Here is a 16,508-nt window from a genome sequence, read left to right on the forward strand (position 1 = left end):
AATCTGTCAATTCTACCCAGTCAGGCGCAGCGCCACAGGAAGTTGGCGAGATCCAGAATGAGTCCGGCCTGAAAGTACGCCAGGAAAACCACGGTCAACACCACGGTGGCAGCCAGATACAGCCAGATTTTGCGATGTGGGCGGGGCGTGCGGCTCATGTGCGTTGAGGGAGAAGGTGGTGAGGTTCACGCTGAGCCTGGTCTTCTCGCACCGGCAGGTTCAGCAAGGCCGCCACCACGCCGAGTGCGGCAGCCAGCCACCAAACGGGCATGTAGCTGCCTGAGAGGTCATACAGATAGCCACCCAGCCAGACGCCTGTGAACGAGCCGATCTGGTGGGAGAAGAAGACCAGTCCACCCAGCATCGACAGGTGTCGGACACCCATGAGTTGCGCCACGATGGCGTTGGTGGGCGGCACGGTAGACAGCCATAAAGCGCCCATGACCGAGGCAAACACCGCCACTGACCAAGGCGACGCAGGGACGAGCACAAACAGCGCAATGGCCAGGGCGCGCAGGGCATAGATGGCGGAGAGGATCCACGATTTACGCCAGCGTTGACCCAGGGCCCCGGTGGCGTAGGTGCCGATGACGTTGAACAGACCGATCAGCGCCAGGGCGGTGGTGGCGCTGTCTGGGGGCAATTGGATGTCGCGCAGGTAGCTGGGCAGGTGAATGCCGATGAAGGCCAGTTGGAAGCCGCAGACGAAGTAGCCCGCCATCAACAACAGGTATCCACGATGCGAAAACGCATGTCGCAGAGCTTGTGAGGTGTTAAGCGGGTTGACCTCTCCATTTGACGGAGGTGATGCCTGAGGTCGATCATGCAGTCCGAAAGCCACTGGCAGCATCAGCAAAGCTGAGGTGGCCAGAGCCAACAGGGCGAGGCTCCAGCCGAGGTGCTGGATCAGCCAACTGGCCAGAGGCACCATCAGGAACTGTCCGAACGAGCCGGCCGCCCCGGTGATGCCCATGGCCATGGATCGCTTTTCAGGGGCGATGTGGCGCCCGAGCACGCCGTAGATGACCGAGTAGGTGCTGCAAGCCTGCGCCAGGCCGATGGTCAGCCCGGTCGACAGTGTGAACACCAGAGGGGATGACGACAGGGCCATGCCGACCAGCCCGAGTGCATACAGCAGCCCACCGGTCCAGATGACTTTGAGGGCACCTTGGCGGTCGGCCCACCAGCCAATGAGCGGACCTGATGCCCCCCAGACCAGGTTCTGAATGGCCAGGGCGATGGAATAGGTTTCCCGGCTCCAGCCATGGGCGCTGGTGATCGGTTGCAGCCACAGACCAAAGCCATGGCGAATGCCCATGGACAGGGTGACGATGAGGGCACCGCAAAGCAGCAGCTGCCCAGTGGGCAGGACACGGTCGGAATGGGGCATGAGGCGGGTGGGCGCGTGGCCCGTCATGAATGCAGTTCAGATCTGCATGTTCATGATATCGGTGTATGCCTGAACCAGCTTGTTGCGGACTTGAACAGCCGACTGGAAGCCCAGCTGCGCCTTTTGCATGGCGATCATGGTTTCTTCCAGGCTGACGGTGGGGTTGTCGAACTGGACTTCCCGTTGCATCACGGTGGCCTTTTGCTGAGCGGCGCTGATGGACCCCAGGGCATTGGCAAAAGACGACTGGAAGCTGGGTTTTTCGACTGCACCCGAGTTGCCGACACCTTCCTGGCGGATCTTGGCCTGAACGCGCTGGGCGACATCGGCCATGCCAGCCTTGGCGGCGGCTTGGGCGAAATCAAAGGGCTTCAGTTTGACATCCATGGTGACGATATCCCGTCGGGCCGTGATTCAGTTCATCACGTTGCCAACTCTACGGACTTCCGCCTGACTCATAGGCGGAAAGAAGGCGGCATTTCAGTCGCTGTTCCCGGCATTTTTCCCCGACTCCCTTCCGAATAATGAGGACGTTACCGCGGGTTTGCGGCATCGTGTCATATCGGTGCGCGGCCCTACGCACCGAACGCCCATGGAAGTCACTGTCGCACAACCTCAAAATGTCGCCGTCGCCCCCGCTAACGGGGTGGCCGAAAGCCAGCCCCAGGGTTTTGTCCAGCGGCTGAACGCGTTGCCTGCGCAACGGAAGGTGATGCTGGGCGGCGGCATCGCAGCCCTGATCGCCATCTTCGTGGCCATGATGATGTGGGGGCGTGAAGGCGATTACCGGGTGCTGTACGCCAACCTGTCCGACAAGGATGGCGGCGCGATTCTGGCTCAACTGCAGCAAATGAATGTGCCTTACAAGCACACCGATGGCGGGGCGGCCATCATGGTGCCGGCTGACAAGGTGCACGATATTCGTCTGAAGCTGGCGGCGGCCGGCCTGCCCAAGGGGTCTGTGACCGGTTTCGAGTTGATGGAGAACCAGAAGTTCGGCGTGACTCAGTTTCAGGAGCGCTTGAACTTCCAGCGGGGTCTGGAAGGCGAATTGACTCGTTCGATTCAAACTTTGGCCGGCGTGCAGAGCGCTCGCGTCCATTTGGCCTTGCCCAATCAGAACGGGTTCTTCCGCGAACAGCAGAAAGCGTCTGCCTCGGTGGTGCTGTCCTTGTACCCTGGCCGCACATTGGACCGCGCACAAATTGCCGGCATCGTGCACCTGGTGTCGTCCAGCGTGCCCGAGATGTCGCCCAAGGCTGTGAGCGTGCTGGACCAAAGCGGCGCTTTGCTGTCTGGTCAGGCTGAGGGGACAGACCAGAGCGGCCTGGATGCGCAACAGCTTCAATATGTGCGCCAGATCGAATCCAGCTATTTGCAACGCATTCGCGACATTCTGGAGCCGGTGGTGGGCAAGGACAACTTCCGTGCCCAGATCAATGCCGACGTGGATTTCAATCAGACTGAGTCCACCGCTGAGGAATACAAGCCCAATCAGGGGCAGAACCCGGCTGCCGTGCGCAGCATGCAGAGTTCGGAGCAGTCCGGCCCCGGTAGCACTCAGCCTTCGGGCATTCCGGGTGCCATGAGCAACCAGCCCCCTGTACCGGCTACGGCGCCCATCAATGGCGCGTCGCAGCCGCTGCAAGCTGCACAGGGCACCACCACAGGCGGTTCAAATCGCCGCGAGGCCGTGACCAATTTCGAGGTGGACAAGACCGTGCGGGTGACCCGCAATGCCACCGGCACCATCAAGCGCATCAATGCCGCCGTGGTGATCAACCACCGGACCACCACCGATGCCAAGGGCAAGACCACCACCCAGCCCATTCCTCAGGAAGAGCTCGACAAGCTGACCGCCCTGGTTCAGGAGACGGTGGGCTTCGACCAGCAGCGGGGGGATTCGGTCAAGGTGGTGAACACGCCCTTCCAAGTGGTCAAGGAAGAGCCTGACAACACCCCGATCTGGCAGCGTCCGGAAACGATGGATGTGCTGCGGACCCTGGCCGTGCCTGGCGCCCTGACGCTGGCGGCTTTGATCGTGGTGTTTGGCGCCATTCGCCCTGCGATCAAGGCGGCTCGCCCCGAGCCTCAGGCTGAACCCGAGGTAGCCAAGCTGAGCGCCGTGGTGGATGATGACAATGAGTTGCCATCCATGGATGAACTGCCGCCCGGCATGGTGCGTGGGCCAGATGGCCGCGCGGTGCCGGCCCTGGAGGCACCGATGTCGGACGCCCGCCTGGAAAGCGCCAAGAACCTGGCCAAGGAAAACCCCGCAGCCATGGCGACCCTGGTGCGTAGCTGGATGACGGAGGCCTGATCATGCCCAGTTCCGTAGCAAATCTCGAAGACAAGAACATTGAGGACGCAGCCATCTTGCTGATGTCCATCGGTGAAGAAGAAGCGGCCGAGGTGTTCAAGCACCTGGAGCCCAAGGAAGTGCAGGCCCTGGGCGAAACGATTGCCCGACTGAAGTCGGTGCCACGTGATCGTGTGGAAGGGGTGCTGAGTCGCTACGCCAACGATTCGACCGACCTGGGCATTCTGGTGCCCGATACCGACGAGTACATCAAGGCGGTGTTGCGCAAGGCACTGGGCGAAGACAAGGCCAACCTGCTGATCGACCGCATCATTCAGGGCAGCGATGTCACCGGCATCGAAAGCCTGAAGTGGATGGATCCCACCTCGATTGCCGAGCTGCTGCGCAACGAACACCCGCAGATTGTGGCGGCCATTCTGGTTCACCTCGATCCCGATCTGTCGTCGTCGGTACTCAAGTCCTTCACCGAGCGTCACCGTAATGAGGTGATGGTGCGGATTGCGACCCTCGACGGCATTCAGCCCGCCGCACTGAAGGACCTGAACGAAGTCTTGTCTCGCGTGCTGGCGGGTGGGGCCCAGGTACGCAAGGCCTCGCTGGGCGGTGTCAAGCCTGCGGCGGAAATCATCAACTTGATGGGAACCAGCCTGGAAACCTCGGTGCTGGACTACATCCGCGAAGCCGATTCCGATCTGGCGCAGAAGATCATGGACAACATGTTCACCTTCGACGACCTGATCAAGCTGGACGACAAGGGCTTCCAGACCATGCTCAAGGAAGTGCAGACCGAGTCGCTCATCATCGCGCTCAAGGGCGGTTCCCCCGAAATTCGCGAGAAGGTGTTCAAGAACATGTCCAGTCGTGCGGCCGAAACGTTGCGCGAAGATCTGGAGTCGCGTGGCCCGGTCAAGCTGTCCGAAGTGGAAGCCGAGCAGAAGGAATTGCTCAAGATCGTGCGTCGTCTGGCAGACGAAGGTCAGATCGTGTTGAGCAGCGGAGGCGACGATGAGTACGTCTAAGCCAGGCCAGCCTCCCGGCGGGCAGGGTGGAGGAGGGGGCAGCAACCCCTACTCGCGCTTCATTCCCAAGGAAGAACTGGGGCGGGTGCAAGCCTGGAACCCAGAGACCTTTGTGGCACCAAGCAACCGCGCCGTTCCGGAAGGAGCCGGTGGTGTGCGCAAGCCCACTTTGGCCGAGCGCGCCGCTGCCGAAGTCAACCCTTTCGGTCGACCTGGACCCGCTGCCACTCAGCCTCCAGCTCAGCCCCAACCCCAAGCAGCCCCAGCGGCAGCCAAGCGTGCTCGCCCAGAGGCGCCCACGGCCGCGCAGCAGCCGCCACGCCCAGTGCCTCGACGCCCGGTTGTGGGTGGCGTGCCTGGAGAGGAGCCGGAGCCCGCAGCTCAGGCGGAGCCCGCTGTGCCAGCAGGCCCCAGCGTGGACGAGTTGATTCACGAGGCTCGGCAATCGGGTTACCAAGATGGCTATCGCAATGGCCTGGCGGCTTTGGAAAGCTACAAGCAGACCCAGGCCGCCCAGATCGCCGTTTACATGAATGACCATGTGGGGGCGCTGGCCAGCGATTTTCACAAGCGGCTGGATGCGCTGGAGCAGCAATTGGCTGGCCGCATTGCCGGTGTGGCGCTGGAGTTGGCCCGACAGGTGGTTCGCGCCGAATTGCACCAGAACCCCGAGGTGGTGGTGGATGTGGCCGAGCAGGCTTTGAGCGCCTTGCTGACCTCGGCGCGCCAGATCGTGCTTCGCTTGCATCCAGAGGATTTCGCCTTGTCTCAAGGACAACTGGCGGAAGTGCTGGAAGCGCGCGGAGCGCGTGTGGTGGCGGATCCAGCCATCACACGTGGTGGCTGTCTGGTCGAGTCTGACATCGCCGTGGTCGACGCCACGGTGGAGGCGCGTTGGGAGCGCGCCGCCGCTGCCATGGGGCATCAAGCCCCCTGGAACGACGGCCGTGAGCCCGCCACGCCCACGCCCATGGTTGAGTTGGAAGACGAAGACGACGAACCCATCGTTGGCATTGATACGCACAAGGGTGAAGCAGTATGAACATGCCCATTCAAGCCCGTGAAACGGTAACCGGCGCGGATCGTTGGAGCCGCTTCCTCGATGACATGGACACCTGCGCTGGCACGGTCATGCCGCTGGAAAGCCAAGGCAAGCTGATCAAGGTCGCTGGCCTGGTTCTGGAGGCCGCAGGCTTGCGCCTGCCGGTGGGCGCCGTGTGCGAGATCCATTCCGAGACCCGAATGGAGTCCACGCCAGTGCTGGCTGAGGTGGTGGGCTTCACCGGCGATCGTGCCTTTCTGATGCCCACGGCCGAGGTGCATGGTCTGTCGAGCGGCGCCCGTGTGGTGCCTCGCACCATTCCCATCAATCCGCCCATTCTGGGTCGCCCCAACCACCCCTGGCGTCGCAGCGAAGACCGCACCCGCCATTTGCCGATTGGCAGCGGGTTGCTGGGCCGCGTCATCAATGCCGAAGGTCAGCCCATGGACCGCGGTGGTCCTTTGCACCATGTGAGAAATGAGCCGCTGGTGCGGCGCTCCATCAACGCGATGGACCGTGACCCTGTGCGCATGCCCCTGGATACCGGGGTGCGGGCCATCAACTCGATGCTGACGGTGGGCCGTGGACAGCGAATTGGTTTGTTTGCCGGTTCGGGTGTCGGTAAATCGGTGTTGCTGGGCATGATGGCCCGCTACACCCAGGCCGACGTGATCGTGGTGGGCCTGATTGGCGAACGGGGCCGCGAAGTCAAGGAATTCATTGAAGACATCCTGGGTGAGGAAGGCCTGGCCCGCTCGGTGGTGGTGGCTGCGCCTGCCGATGCGCCCCCACTGACCCGGATGCAAGGCGCCAACTACGCCACGGCCATTGCCGAGCACTTCCGCGATCAGGGGCTGCATGTGCTGCTGCTGATGGACTCGCTGACCCGCTATGCCATGGCCCAACGTGAAATTGCCCTGGCCATTGGCGAGCCGCCTGCCACCAAAGGGTATCCACCTTCATGCTTTGCCAAGCTGCCTCAACTGGTCGAGCGCAGTGGCAACGGCCTCAATGGCCATGGTTCGATCACTGCGTTCTACACCGTGCTGTCGGAAGGCGATGACCAGCAGGACCCGATCGCCGATGCGGCGCGCGCCATTCTGGACGGTCACATCGTGCTGTCACGCGAACTGGCCGAATCGGGCCATTTCCCCGCCATCGACATCGAGCGCTCGGCTTCCCGTGTCATGCACAACGTGGCCGAGCAGCGCCATATTGAAGACTCGCGTCGCTTCCGCCAGCTGTGGTCGAAGTACAGCAAGGCCAAGGATCTGATTCAGCTGGGCGCCTACGTTCCGGGCCACGATGGCGAGCTCGATCAGGCTGTTCGAATCCATCCTGAGATGGTTCGATTGCTTCAACAAGACATGCATACACCCGCTCATCTCGCTGACAGCGTCGATCAGTTGAGCCACATTGTCCATCAATGATGGCCACGAATCACCCCAGTCAGGAGTAGTCAGACATGAGTGCATTGCAGCCACTGTTGTTGGTTCTCGAAGGTGCCGAGAAGGCGCGCGACGATGCCAAGTCCGAAATGGAAGCCGCGCGTCGTACCCACGAGGCCGCACGCCAGCAGGCGCAATCGCTGCATGACTGGCGCCAGGAATACCAGACCCGCTGGCAGTCGCAGTTCCGACAGTCGGGCGGGATGGAAATCATTCGTTGCTATCAGGAATTCATGCAGAGACTGGCAGATGCCGTCTCGGAGCAAGACCGCAAGGTCGAGCAAACCCGCCAGTACATGGAACGCTGCCGGGAGTTGCTGATTGAGCGGGAGCGAAAGGTCATCGCCGTGGGGCAACTCATCGAGCGACGTCAGCAGGAGGCGGCTCTGATTCAGCGCCGTCAGGAACAGAAGGCCACCGATGAGATGGCTTCACGTGCCGGCCGCGGCAATGTCCATGGGCTGTCTGCGGGTGGGCATCCAGCCTCGCCCAACTCGATTTGATAAGGAGTCGCCATGAACGCGCAACTCAAACCGACCGCGATGAATGTTCTGACCACAGGCTCCAACGCCAGCGCCACCATCATCAACGACCTTGTGTCGCGCATGAATGGTCAGGAAGGCGGCGCCATGAAGGAGGAGCAGAAAGCGGCTTTCTCCAAATGGCTGGAGCGTCACTCGAACTCGACGGCGTCGGCCGACTCGCTCAACCAGTCGACGAAGGTCGTGCCGGCTCAGGTCAAGGCCTCGGTCGCTGCTCAACAGATGACGCAACGGGCTCACGTTGAGGCGCACCACGCCGACAAACCAGCCAATCCGGCCGGGGCTCGTCGCAGTGAGCAACCCGCTGCCAAGCCACAGGTCGCGAAAGCGCCGAATAAGGATCAGACCTCTGCAGCCAGCAAGGCCGACCGTGCCGAGGAAGCCCCGCGGGAGGAAGCCGATTCCGACGAGGTGCATTTCGCCACGGCGATGGGCGAGGGCTCTGCCGTGGTTCGGGAGTTGCAGCCTCCGCAGGATATTCAACGCGGCGACCCCGCCTCGATGATGGCCTGGCTCAATGGCCTGGCGCAGTCGGATGCGAAGTTGGCGCTGGCGCAAGCCGATGCCAAGGAAGCAGGCCTGGGAAAATCTGAGGGCCGTGACGGCAACAACGCCAGCGTGGCGGCCCTTCAAGCGTTCCTGTCGGGACGCGGTGGCGTAGACGCGGCCCATCTGGGGCAAGGCAAAGCAGAAGCCAACGGTGGCATTGACATTGGTGGCTGGCAAGCCGCCCAAAGCATGGCGCAGTTGTCCTTGCAGAGTGCCTTGCAGGGCGAGGCCAGGACGGAGGGGCTGGGTACGGACCCGCTGGCCGGCCTGGCTGCAGCCCAGACTCAGCAGTTGACCCGGTCCGAGGGGGGCGCGAACGTCGGCAAGCATGTCACCGAAACGTTGTCGACCCCGGTGACTTCCCCCCAATTCGCCGATGAGCTGGCTGACAAGGTACGCCTGTTCGTCAGCAAGGCGCAAGACGACGGCCCCATGACCGCCGAGTTGCACTTGAACCCCGCGGAGATGGGCCCGATCAACGTGCGCATTGCGATAGACGGGCAGACTGCCCAGGTTGATTTTGCGGCAGCCGCACAGGAAACCCGCAAGGCGATCGAGGCCAGTTTGTCGATGCTCTCCAGCAAGCTCGACGAAGTCGGTCTGAGCCTGACCGGCGGTGGCGTGTCTTCCCAGACAGCGCAGCACGGTTTCAACCAGTCGTTTGGCCAATCAGACGGTTCCAGCCGTGGGGCTGGGGAAACCCGCATCAATCGAGTCGGTGAAATGTCCGAAGAACCTATGGGTCGCCCCATTTCGGTCGCCAGGTTGACCCAAAAGGGTGGTTTGGACCTGTACGCCTGAGGCCACTCGTGCCCGGACGAAGAATCACGTGTGTTTCACCCGGTTTATTGATTCTTCGTCTTTCGCCTGACTTCGAATAATCCTCTCATGGGGATCAACCTGGCAAAGCCGGGTCGACCCCGAGAAATTTAGGAGAAAGCGAATGTCAGCAGCTCCCGCCGCACCCGCTGAAGGCGAAGCCCCCAAGAAGGGGCCCAAGAAGCTCATCATCATCATTGCCGCGGCCGTCCTGGTGTTGTTGCTGGGCGGTGGCGGTGCGGCTTACTTCATCATGAAGAAAAAGTCGCACGACGCGGCAGCCGAGGGAGACGGCGAGGCTGTGGCCGAAGAGGTCAAGAAGCCTGAAAAGCCGCATCGCGACCCCAAACACCCACCCACCTTCGTCCCCCTTGACCCATTCGTGGTCAACCTGGCCGACAAGGACACCGAACGCTATGCCCAGGTGGGCATCAGCCTGCAGGTGGATGACCCCAAGATCGCTGACGAGATGAAGGCCTACATGCCTGCCATCAAGGACAGCATCATCCTGATCCTGTCGCACAAGACCTCGGAAGAGCTGCTGAGCCTGGAAGGCAAGCAAAAGATGGCCGAGGAAATTCAGCGCGCTGCCGCTCGTGCCATGGGCTACGAGGTGGAAGAGCCCGAGGAAGACTTGCCGGAAGACGCCGCCAATCCGCCCAAGAAAAAGAAGAAGAAAAAGAAGAAGGTGGAGTCTTACAACCCCATCGAGCGAGTCGTTTACTCCAGCTTCATCGTGCAGTGATTTGTCTCTGCTTTTCCTCGGTCCTAGAAGTCTGACAGGCCATGAACCAGCAAATTCTTTCGCAAGACGAAGTTGATGCCCTCTTGCAAGGCATCACTGGCGAAAGCCAGAAGTTGGAAGCGGACGACGAGCCGATAGAGGGCATTCGCGACTACAACATCGCGAACCAGGAGCGGATCGTCCGTGGGCGCATGCCCACCATGGAAATCATCAACGAGCGGTTTGCGCGCAACATTCGCGTGGGCCTGTTCAACTTCATTCGCAAGTCGCCCGAAGTCTCGGTGGGTGGCATCAAGGTGCAGAAATACAGCGCCTTCCTGCGTGAAATCGTGGTGCCCACGAACTTCAACATCATGTCGATCAGGCCGCTGCGCGGCTCGGGCCTGGTGGTGTGTGACCCGACCTTGGTGTTTGCGGTGATCGACGCCTTGTTTGGTGGCGCTGGCAAGTACCATACTCGTATCGAAGGTCGCGATTTCTCCGCGACGGAGCAACGCATCATCACCCGTCTGATCGAGGTGATTGCGGCTGAATACAAGCGCGCCTGGCACGGCATCTACCCGGTTGAGCTGGATTACCAGCGTTCGGAAATGCAGCCCCAGTTCGCCACGGTGGCCACGCCGAGCGAAATCGTGGTGTGCTGCTCATTCACCCTGGAAATTGGTGACACCAGCGGCACCATTCACTTCTGTATTCCTTACTCGACCCTCGAGCCGATTCGCGATGTGTTGTTCTCGACCATTCAGGGCGATTCGGCTGAGCCCGATCACCGTTGGGTCAAGTTGCTGACACAGCAAATCCAGTCTGCCGAGGTCAATCTGGTGGCGGAGTTGGCGCATGCGCCCGCCACGGTAGAGCAGCTCCTGGCATTCAAGCCAGGTGATTTCATTGAGCTCGATCTGGAAAAAATCATTCAGGCCAAAGTCGATGGAGTGCCTGTTTTCGACTGCTATTACGGCAACTCGAACGGTCGCTACGCGCTAAAAATAGACAAGCTGTTGACGACCGGACACACCGGTTGGCTTGGAGACCAAAATGTCTGATCCCGCAGAATTTCCCCCAGAAGGCGGTGGAGCCGATGAACAAGACGCCATGGCGGCAGAGTGGGAAGCCGCTCTGGCGCAGCAGGCGTCCTCCGCTGCTCCCGAGTCCAGTGCTGGGTCGGCCAGCCAGCTCAGCGACCAGATGATGCCGGCGTCGTTTGCCAATTTCGGTCCTTCCAATGCGACCGGTGCGGGCAACGACATCAACATGATTCTCGACATCCCGGTTCAGTTGACCGTGGAGTTGGGGCGCACGCGCATCCCCATCAAGAACATCCTGCAACTGGCGCAAGGTTCGGTGGTGGAACTCGATGCCATGGCCGGCGAGCCGATGGATGTGCTGGTCAATGGCTTCCTGATTGCTCAGGGCGAAGTCGTGGTGGTGAACGACAAGTTCGGTATCCGCCTGACCGACATCGTCACGCCGTCCGAGCGCATGCGTCGCCTCAGCCGCGGCGGTTGATCGGGGGCGCCATGCACTCAACTGGTCTGACCGTGGTCTGGTTCCTGGTCATCATTGCTCTGATTCCCTTGTCGCTGTGGATGCTCAAGCGTTCCGGCATCGTGACAGGGGGGGGCGCTGGCGTGCTGTCGAACGTGCGTCCGGTCAGCCAGTTCAATCTGGGGCCGGGGCAACGTGTGGTGACCGTGGAAGTGGGCACCGGCGAACAACGTACCTGGCTGGTGTTGGGCGTGACAGCGCAAAGCATCACCACCTTGCACACCATGGCGCCTGAGGCCGATTTGCCTGCCCCCGTGGCCGGTCCGGCAACCGCCTTTGCTTCTCTGCTGCGTCGCAGTGGAACGGGAGCGTCCTGATCATGCGTGCGACCACTCTTGCTCGCCACGCCCTGTGGATGGGTGCCTTGTTGACCAGTTCACTGGCCATGGCTCAGGCGGCTCCCGGCGGCAGCAACCTGCCGTTGTTGATCGGGCAGGGGGCTGGCGGCACCAGCTACTCGGTGCCCATTCAAACCCTGCTGTTCTTCACGGCGCTGAGCTTCTTGCCCGCTGTGCTGCTGATGATGACGGGCTTCACCCGGATTGTCATCGTGCTCAGTTTGATGCGCCAGGCCATCGGTGCGCAGTCTGCTCCCCCTAATCAGGTTATCGTCGGACTTTCTTTATTCTTGACCCTGTTCGTCATGGGGCCCACCCTCGACAAGGTCTACAAGCAAGCTTACGAGCCCTTTGCTGCCAACCAGATCACCTTCACTGAAGCGCTGGATCGCGGTCAGGCCCCTTTGCGCCAGTTCATGCTCAAGCAAACTCGTCAGTCTGACTTGGGCTTGTTCACCCGTTTGGCCAAGCTCGAAGGCGAGGTCAAACCAGAGACCGTGCCGTTCCGCGTGCTGGTGCCGGCTTTCGTGACCAGCGAGTTGAAGTCGGCCTTCCAGATCGGCTTTCTGATCTTCATTCCCTTCCTGGTCATCGACATGATTGTGGCCAGTGTGCTGATGAGCCTGGGCATGATGATGCTGTCGCCTGTCATGGTGGCGCTGCCGTTCAAGCTGATGCTGTTCGTGTTGGCCGATGGCTGGAACATGTTGCTGGGCTCGCTGGCAGCCAGCTTCGTGCAATAAGGCTGAGAAAGGCGAGTCATGGATCCTCAACAAGTCCTCACCATCAGCCGCGATGGCTTGCTGACGCTGCTGACCGTGTGTGCCCCCATCTTGCTGGTGGTGCTGGCAGTCGGCATTCTGGTCAGTGTGTTTCAGGCCGCCACCCAAATTCATGAATCGACCTTGTCGTTCGTGCCCAAGCTGTTGGCCGCGTTCGCCACCTTGGCCGTGGCCGGCCCCTGGATGCTGAGCACCCTGGTGGACTACATCCAGCAGGTCTTGCAGTCCATTCCCAACGTCGTGGGCTGATCCACCGTGGTCAGTTTTTCCGAAGCCGAAGTTCTGGCCTGGATCTCCACCTGGCTGTGGCCCTTCTTTCGGGTCATGGGTTTGTTCACGGCGGCCCCTGTGCTGTCGCAAAAGTCGATTCCTCGCCGCGTGCGCCTGGCTTTGTCGCTGCTCATTGTCCTGGCGGCACAGCCCTCATTGCCAGCCATGCCCGATGTGGCCGTGAACTCGCCCGACGCGTTCATGGTCATTGCCCAGCAAGTGCTCATTGGCCTGACCATGGGCTTTGCTGCCCGCGTGGTGTTCGCGGCCATCGAGTTCGCCGGTGAAATCGTGGGCCTGCAGATGGGCTTGAACTTCGCCAGCTTTTTCGACCCCATGAGCGGTACGCAATCGACCGCTGTCAGCCGTTTCTACGGCACCTGCGCCGCTTGGTTGTTTGTGGTCATGAATGGGCATTTGTTGCTCACAGCCGCCCTGGTGCAAAGCTTCACCAGCTTTCCCGTTTCCAATCAGCCGCTGGCCTTCTTGTCGGTGGTGCAGCCTCAGGTCTGGGGGGCTGAGATTTTCAAGCTGGGCTTGTGGGTGTCCATGCCCGTGGTGGCCATGCTGGCGCTGGTCAACCTGGTCATGGGCCTGATTTCACGCGTGGCCTCGCAAATGAACATCTTTTCTGTGGGCTTTCCCGTCACGCTGGGCGTGGGGCTGACCGGTCTGTGGCTGACCCTGCCCATGATGCAGATGCCATTGACCATGGCGCTGGAGCGTATGCTGGGCTATTTCCAGTGACAAGCCGGGCTTCAAGCAAGCCGGTCAGACCTTGAACACACTCACCAGGTCAGCCAGTTTGGCTGCTTGATGTTTCAGGCTTTCAGCGGCAGCAGCAGATTCTTCTACCAACGCCGCATTCTGTTGAGTGACTTGATCCAGCTGGCTGACTGCCTCGCTCACTTGGCCGATGCCCAGAGTTTGCTCGTGTGTGGCCGAGCCGATCTCGCTGATGAGTTCGGTCACGCGTTCGACCTGATTCATGATGTCGTCCATGGTCGATCCGGCCTCTTGCACAAACTGTGCGCCTGATTCGACCTTGTCCACGCTTTGACTGATGAGGGTTTTGATTTCGCGAGCCGCTTCCGCACTGCGTTGAGCCAGGCTGCGAACCTCTCCCGCCACGACGGCAAATCCACGACCATGCTCGCCGGCTCGCGCAGATTCGACCGCTGCGTTCAGCGCCAGGATGTTGGTCTGAAAGGCGATGCCATCGATGACGCTGATGATTTCGGCGATTTTCCGAGAGCTGGAAGTGATGTCATCCATTGTCGATATGACACGGGACACCACCTCACCGCCCTTGCTGGCGGCCGCACTGGCCGATTGGGCCAGCTGATTGGCCGTTTGCGCCGTGTCCGCGTTGTGCTTGACGGTCACATTGATCTGTTCCATCGATGCCGCAGTCTGCTGCAGATTCGATGCTTGCTCTTCGGTTCGTTGCGAGAGGTCGGCATTGCCCATGGCAATTTGAGTCGAGCCCGTTGCGATTGAATCGGAGCTCAATCGGACCTGCGAAACGATGTCTGTCAGACTTTGTGCCATGGTCTGCAATGACAGCAACAGTTGCGTGGTCTCGTCATCGCCCCGGGCGTCGACTGCCACTCTGAGATTGCCTGAAGCGACCGATTGGGCCATGGCGACAGCCTGATTCAAGGGTTGAACGATGCTGCGGGTGATCAGCCAGGCGAATACCGCCCCCAGGCCGAGCGCGGCAACGGTGAGCGCAACCGATATCGCGACGGCCTTGTCCTTGGCTTGGTTGGCCGAGGCATATTCCTGCTTGGCTACCTCGATTTGCAGGGTGCGCAAGCGGTTGAGCGATTCTTCGGCTTTGTCTTCCAGCGGGGCCAGCGTGCGTTGATACGCGGCGTTGGCTTCCTCGTATTTGCCCGCCAGAACCAGATCGCGCGTGGGAGCAAGCCCCTCCTTCACGAACTGCTGGCGTCTTTCGGCGAATTCCTTCGCAATCTGCGCTTCATCCGGTGTCAGGTAGGTGGCCTCGTACTCGCTCCAAAGCTTGGAGACCGCATCAATATTGGATGCCAGGGAGCGTAGGCGCTCGGGGTTCTGTGGTTCGGCATTCGGGGAGAGCATCTCCTTGACCAGAATCCGGTTGTGCAGCATGAGTCGGTTGATTTCGCTGAGCTGACCCAAAGCCACGGTGCGGTCTTCGTAGACGGTTTTGAGGCCCGCCTGTACTGTATTGACCCCAAGCCAACCTGCTACGGCAATGATGGCCATCAGAATGAGCAGACAACCGAAAGCCAAGGCGAGTCGAGGCCCAATCTTGATCTGATTCAGCATATTCATGGGTTCTTGTACCTTGGGTTGTTTTGAACGCTGATCGTCTTATCGGAAAACTCCGTTCAGAATTGAGTCGCTTTTGCAGATTTTTCAGGATTGCGCATGCGACTATTTCAGATTCGCACCATCACGGTCGGTCTATCTGTCTTGATCTCGGGCTCCTTGATGTGCTCCGGCATCAGCTTGGCCAGCGAAGCCCCGGTCTGGCGGCCCGATCACACGGTGATCGTGGTGCTGGAGAACCTGTCGGCCCACGAAGCCACGCCGGCGCAGCGCTCCGACGGCAACGCCCCGGTCTATCACCCGCGGTCGAACTGGTCGTTTTTCAACCAGATGGCCGCCAAGGGGGCCCGGTTCACGCAGTCGCATTTCGGGCGCACGCCTTATGGCTCCAATCTGCCAACGCGCCCGAGTCAGCCCAACTACTTGTTTCTGTTTTCAGCTCATCATCAAGGGGTGCTGCCCTCGTGGTTTGTGGACGAGCGTTCGCCTTACAGCGGCAATGCCTTGCGTGACCGGCAGGGGCGGTTGCTGGGGGTGCCTCGCGCAGGCAAGGTCGGTGTCGCTAACAACAACGTTCCCAATCGCTGGCTGCCCTTCACGTCACCCAATCTGGGCGCGGCCATCATGAAGACGGGCGGCACGTTCGCCAGCTTCAGCGAATCCTTGCCCTACCCAAGCTGGAACTGTGGCACCGACAGCTCGCTGGTGCCCTGTGAGCAGAGTTGGGCCTTGACCGACTTGTATCGCCGCAAGCACAACCCGGCCATCAACTGGACAGACCAGAATGCCCCCGCCAGCGAGCGTGGCCTCAAGGGCGATCTGGCCAATAACGTGCTGCCAGTCAGCGTGAACCTGGGCTTCGACCCGACGCAAGACCCGATTCTCAAGCGAGCCTTCCGGGGGTTTGTGAAAGACGAGCAGGGGCGCCCGTTGGGGTTTGATCAGCTGCCGTCGGTGTCGATCGTGGTGCCCAACGAGCAAAACGACGCCCACAGCAACAGCGCTGAAGCCGCAGACGGTTGGCTACAGCGTAATCTGGGGGCTTATGCGCAATGGGCCCTGACGCATAACAGCTTGCTCATCCTCACCTTCGATGAGGATGGTTCCACCGACAAGGCTCAAGGCGACCCCTATTTGGTCGGTACCCACCGCATTGCGACGGTGTTTGTGGGGGAGGGGGTCAAGCCGGGCGTGTATGACCAGCGCATTGACCATCTCAATGTACTGAGTACCGTGCTGTGGTTGCATGGCGCACTCGACAACTTTCGCGCCGATTTTCGCCAATACCATCAGGTTCGGGAGGGCTCAGGCAGCGAGGCGGAACTGGAGGCCTTGAACCTCAAGCCCATCACCGAGGTGTTTCGCAAGCCAGCTCCCTGAGGC

The 16,508-nt window shown here is 60.8% G+C and carries 18 protein-coding genes; 14 read left to right on the forward strand and 4 right to left on the reverse strand.

Going from position 1 to position 16,508, the window contains the following annotated elements:
- Positions 1-20 precede the first annotated feature (20 nt).
- Genes VFW72_RS07550 through fliE form a run of 3 tightly spaced genes read right to left on the reverse strand, consistent with a single transcriptional unit; the run spans position 21 to position 1,777 of the window.
- A complete protein-coding gene (locus tag VFW72_RS07550) occupies positions 21-158 on the reverse strand; it encodes a hypothetical protein (protein ID WP_329673670.1) in 138 nt (45 codons plus the stop codon).
- Positions 155-1,417 carry an MFS transporter gene (locus VFW72_RS07555; protein WP_329673671.1) on the reverse strand — a complete coding sequence of 421 codons (1,263 nt, stop codon included), beginning with the start codon at positions 1,415-1,417 and terminating at the stop codon, positions 155-157. The genes VFW72_RS07550 and VFW72_RS07555 overlap by 4 nt, the downstream gene beginning before the upstream one ends.
- 9 nt (positions 1,418-1,426) lie before the next feature.
- A complete protein-coding gene (gene fliE / locus VFW72_RS07560; RefSeq protein WP_329673672.1) occupies positions 1,427-1,777 on the reverse strand; it encodes a flagellar hook-basal body complex protein FliE in 351 nt (116 codons plus the stop codon).
- Positions 1,778-1,982: 205 nt separating this feature from the next.
- Here fliE and fliF point away from each other — a divergent pair, with 205 nt between their 5' ends.
- From fliF to fliR, 13 genes are all read left to right on the forward strand, one after another.
- Entirely contained in the window at positions 1,983-3,710 is a 1,728-nt protein-coding gene (fliF, locus tag VFW72_RS07565; RefSeq protein WP_329673673.1) for a flagellar basal-body MS-ring/collar protein FliF, read from the forward strand.
- Between the two features lie 2 nt (positions 3,711-3,712).
- Positions 3,713-4,729, forward strand: coding sequence for a flagellar motor switch protein FliG (gene fliG / locus VFW72_RS07570; protein WP_329673674.1), 1,017 nt, complete (start codon positions 3,713-3,715; stop codon positions 4,727-4,729).
- Positions 4,716-5,771: a flagellar assembly protein FliH gene (locus VFW72_RS07575; RefSeq protein WP_329673675.1), complete on the forward strand. Its 1,056-nt coding sequence runs from the start codon at positions 4,716-4,718 to the stop codon at positions 5,769-5,771. The genes fliG and VFW72_RS07575 overlap by 14 nt, the downstream gene beginning before the upstream one ends.
- A 2-nt stretch (positions 5,772-5,773) precedes the next feature.
- The gene (fliI, locus tag VFW72_RS07580) at positions 5,774-7,201 is read left to right on the forward strand and encodes a flagellar protein export ATPase FliI (protein WP_329673676.1); all 1,428 of its coding nucleotides are present in this window, start codon (positions 5,774-5,776) and stop codon (positions 7,199-7,201) included.
- Positions 7,202-7,236: 35 nt separating this feature from the next.
- Positions 7,237-7,722 carry a flagellar export protein FliJ gene (fliJ, locus tag VFW72_RS07585; protein ID WP_329673677.1) on the forward strand — a complete coding sequence of 162 codons (486 nt, stop codon included), beginning with the start codon at positions 7,237-7,239 and terminating at the stop codon, positions 7,720-7,722.
- A 12-nt stretch (positions 7,723-7,734) separates the two neighbouring features.
- Complete coding sequence (locus VFW72_RS07590) at positions 7,735-9,111, forward strand: flagellar hook-length control protein FliK (protein WP_329673678.1); 1,377 nt, start codon at positions 7,735-7,737, stop codon at positions 9,109-9,111.
- Between the two features lie 142 nt (positions 9,112-9,253).
- A complete protein-coding gene (locus VFW72_RS07595) occupies positions 9,254-9,874 on the forward strand; it encodes a flagellar basal body-associated FliL family protein (RefSeq protein ID WP_329673679.1) in 621 nt (206 codons plus the stop codon).
- 41 nt (positions 9,875-9,915) lie between these two features.
- Entirely contained in the window at positions 9,916-10,917 is a 1,002-nt protein-coding gene (gene fliM / locus VFW72_RS07600) for a flagellar motor switch protein FliM (protein ID WP_329673680.1), read from the forward strand.
- Positions 10,910-11,380: a flagellar motor switch protein FliN gene (fliN, locus tag VFW72_RS07605; protein ID WP_329673681.1), complete on the forward strand. Its 471-nt coding sequence runs from the start codon at positions 10,910-10,912 to the stop codon at positions 11,378-11,380. The genes fliM and fliN overlap by 8 nt, the downstream gene beginning before the upstream one ends.
- An 11-nt stretch (positions 11,381-11,391) precedes the next feature.
- Positions 11,392-11,736 carry a flagellar biosynthetic protein FliO gene (locus VFW72_RS07610; RefSeq protein ID WP_329673682.1) on the forward strand — a complete coding sequence of 115 codons (345 nt, stop codon included), beginning with the start codon at positions 11,392-11,394 and terminating at the stop codon, positions 11,734-11,736.
- Between the two features lie 38 nt (positions 11,737-11,774).
- Positions 11,775-12,500 (forward strand): flagellar type III secretion system pore protein FliP, encoded by a 726-nt coding sequence (fliP, locus tag VFW72_RS07615; RefSeq protein WP_414638786.1) that lies wholly within the window; start codon positions 11,775-11,777, stop codon positions 12,498-12,500.
- Between the two features lie 18 nt (positions 12,501-12,518).
- The gene (gene fliQ / locus VFW72_RS07620; RefSeq protein WP_329673684.1) at positions 12,519-12,788 is read left to right on the forward strand and encodes a flagellar biosynthesis protein FliQ; all 270 of its coding nucleotides are present in this window, start codon (positions 12,519-12,521) and stop codon (positions 12,786-12,788) included.
- A 6-nt stretch (positions 12,789-12,794) separates the two neighbouring features.
- Positions 12,795-13,556: a flagellar biosynthetic protein FliR gene (gene fliR / locus VFW72_RS07625; protein WP_329673685.1), complete on the forward strand. Its 762-nt coding sequence runs from the start codon at positions 12,795-12,797 to the stop codon at positions 13,554-13,556.
- Positions 13,557-13,580: 24 nt separating this feature from the next.
- Here fliR and VFW72_RS07630 read toward each other — a convergent pair whose 3' ends face one another.
- Positions 13,581-15,128, reverse strand: coding sequence for a methyl-accepting chemotaxis protein (locus tag VFW72_RS07630; protein ID WP_329673686.1), 1,548 nt, complete (start codon positions 15,126-15,128; stop codon positions 13,581-13,583).
- 96 nt (positions 15,129-15,224) lie between these two features.
- Here VFW72_RS07630 and VFW72_RS07635 point away from each other — a divergent pair, with 96 nt between their 5' ends.
- Complete coding sequence (locus VFW72_RS07635; RefSeq protein WP_329673687.1) at positions 15,225-16,505, forward strand: alkaline phosphatase family protein; 1,281 nt, start codon at positions 15,225-15,227, stop codon at positions 16,503-16,505.
- Positions 16,506-16,508: the final 3 nt, after the last annotated feature.

Source organism: Aquabacterium sp. (assembly GCF_036273115.1).
Lineage (GTDB): Bacteria > Pseudomonadota > Gammaproteobacteria > Burkholderiales > Burkholderiaceae_C > Aquabacterium.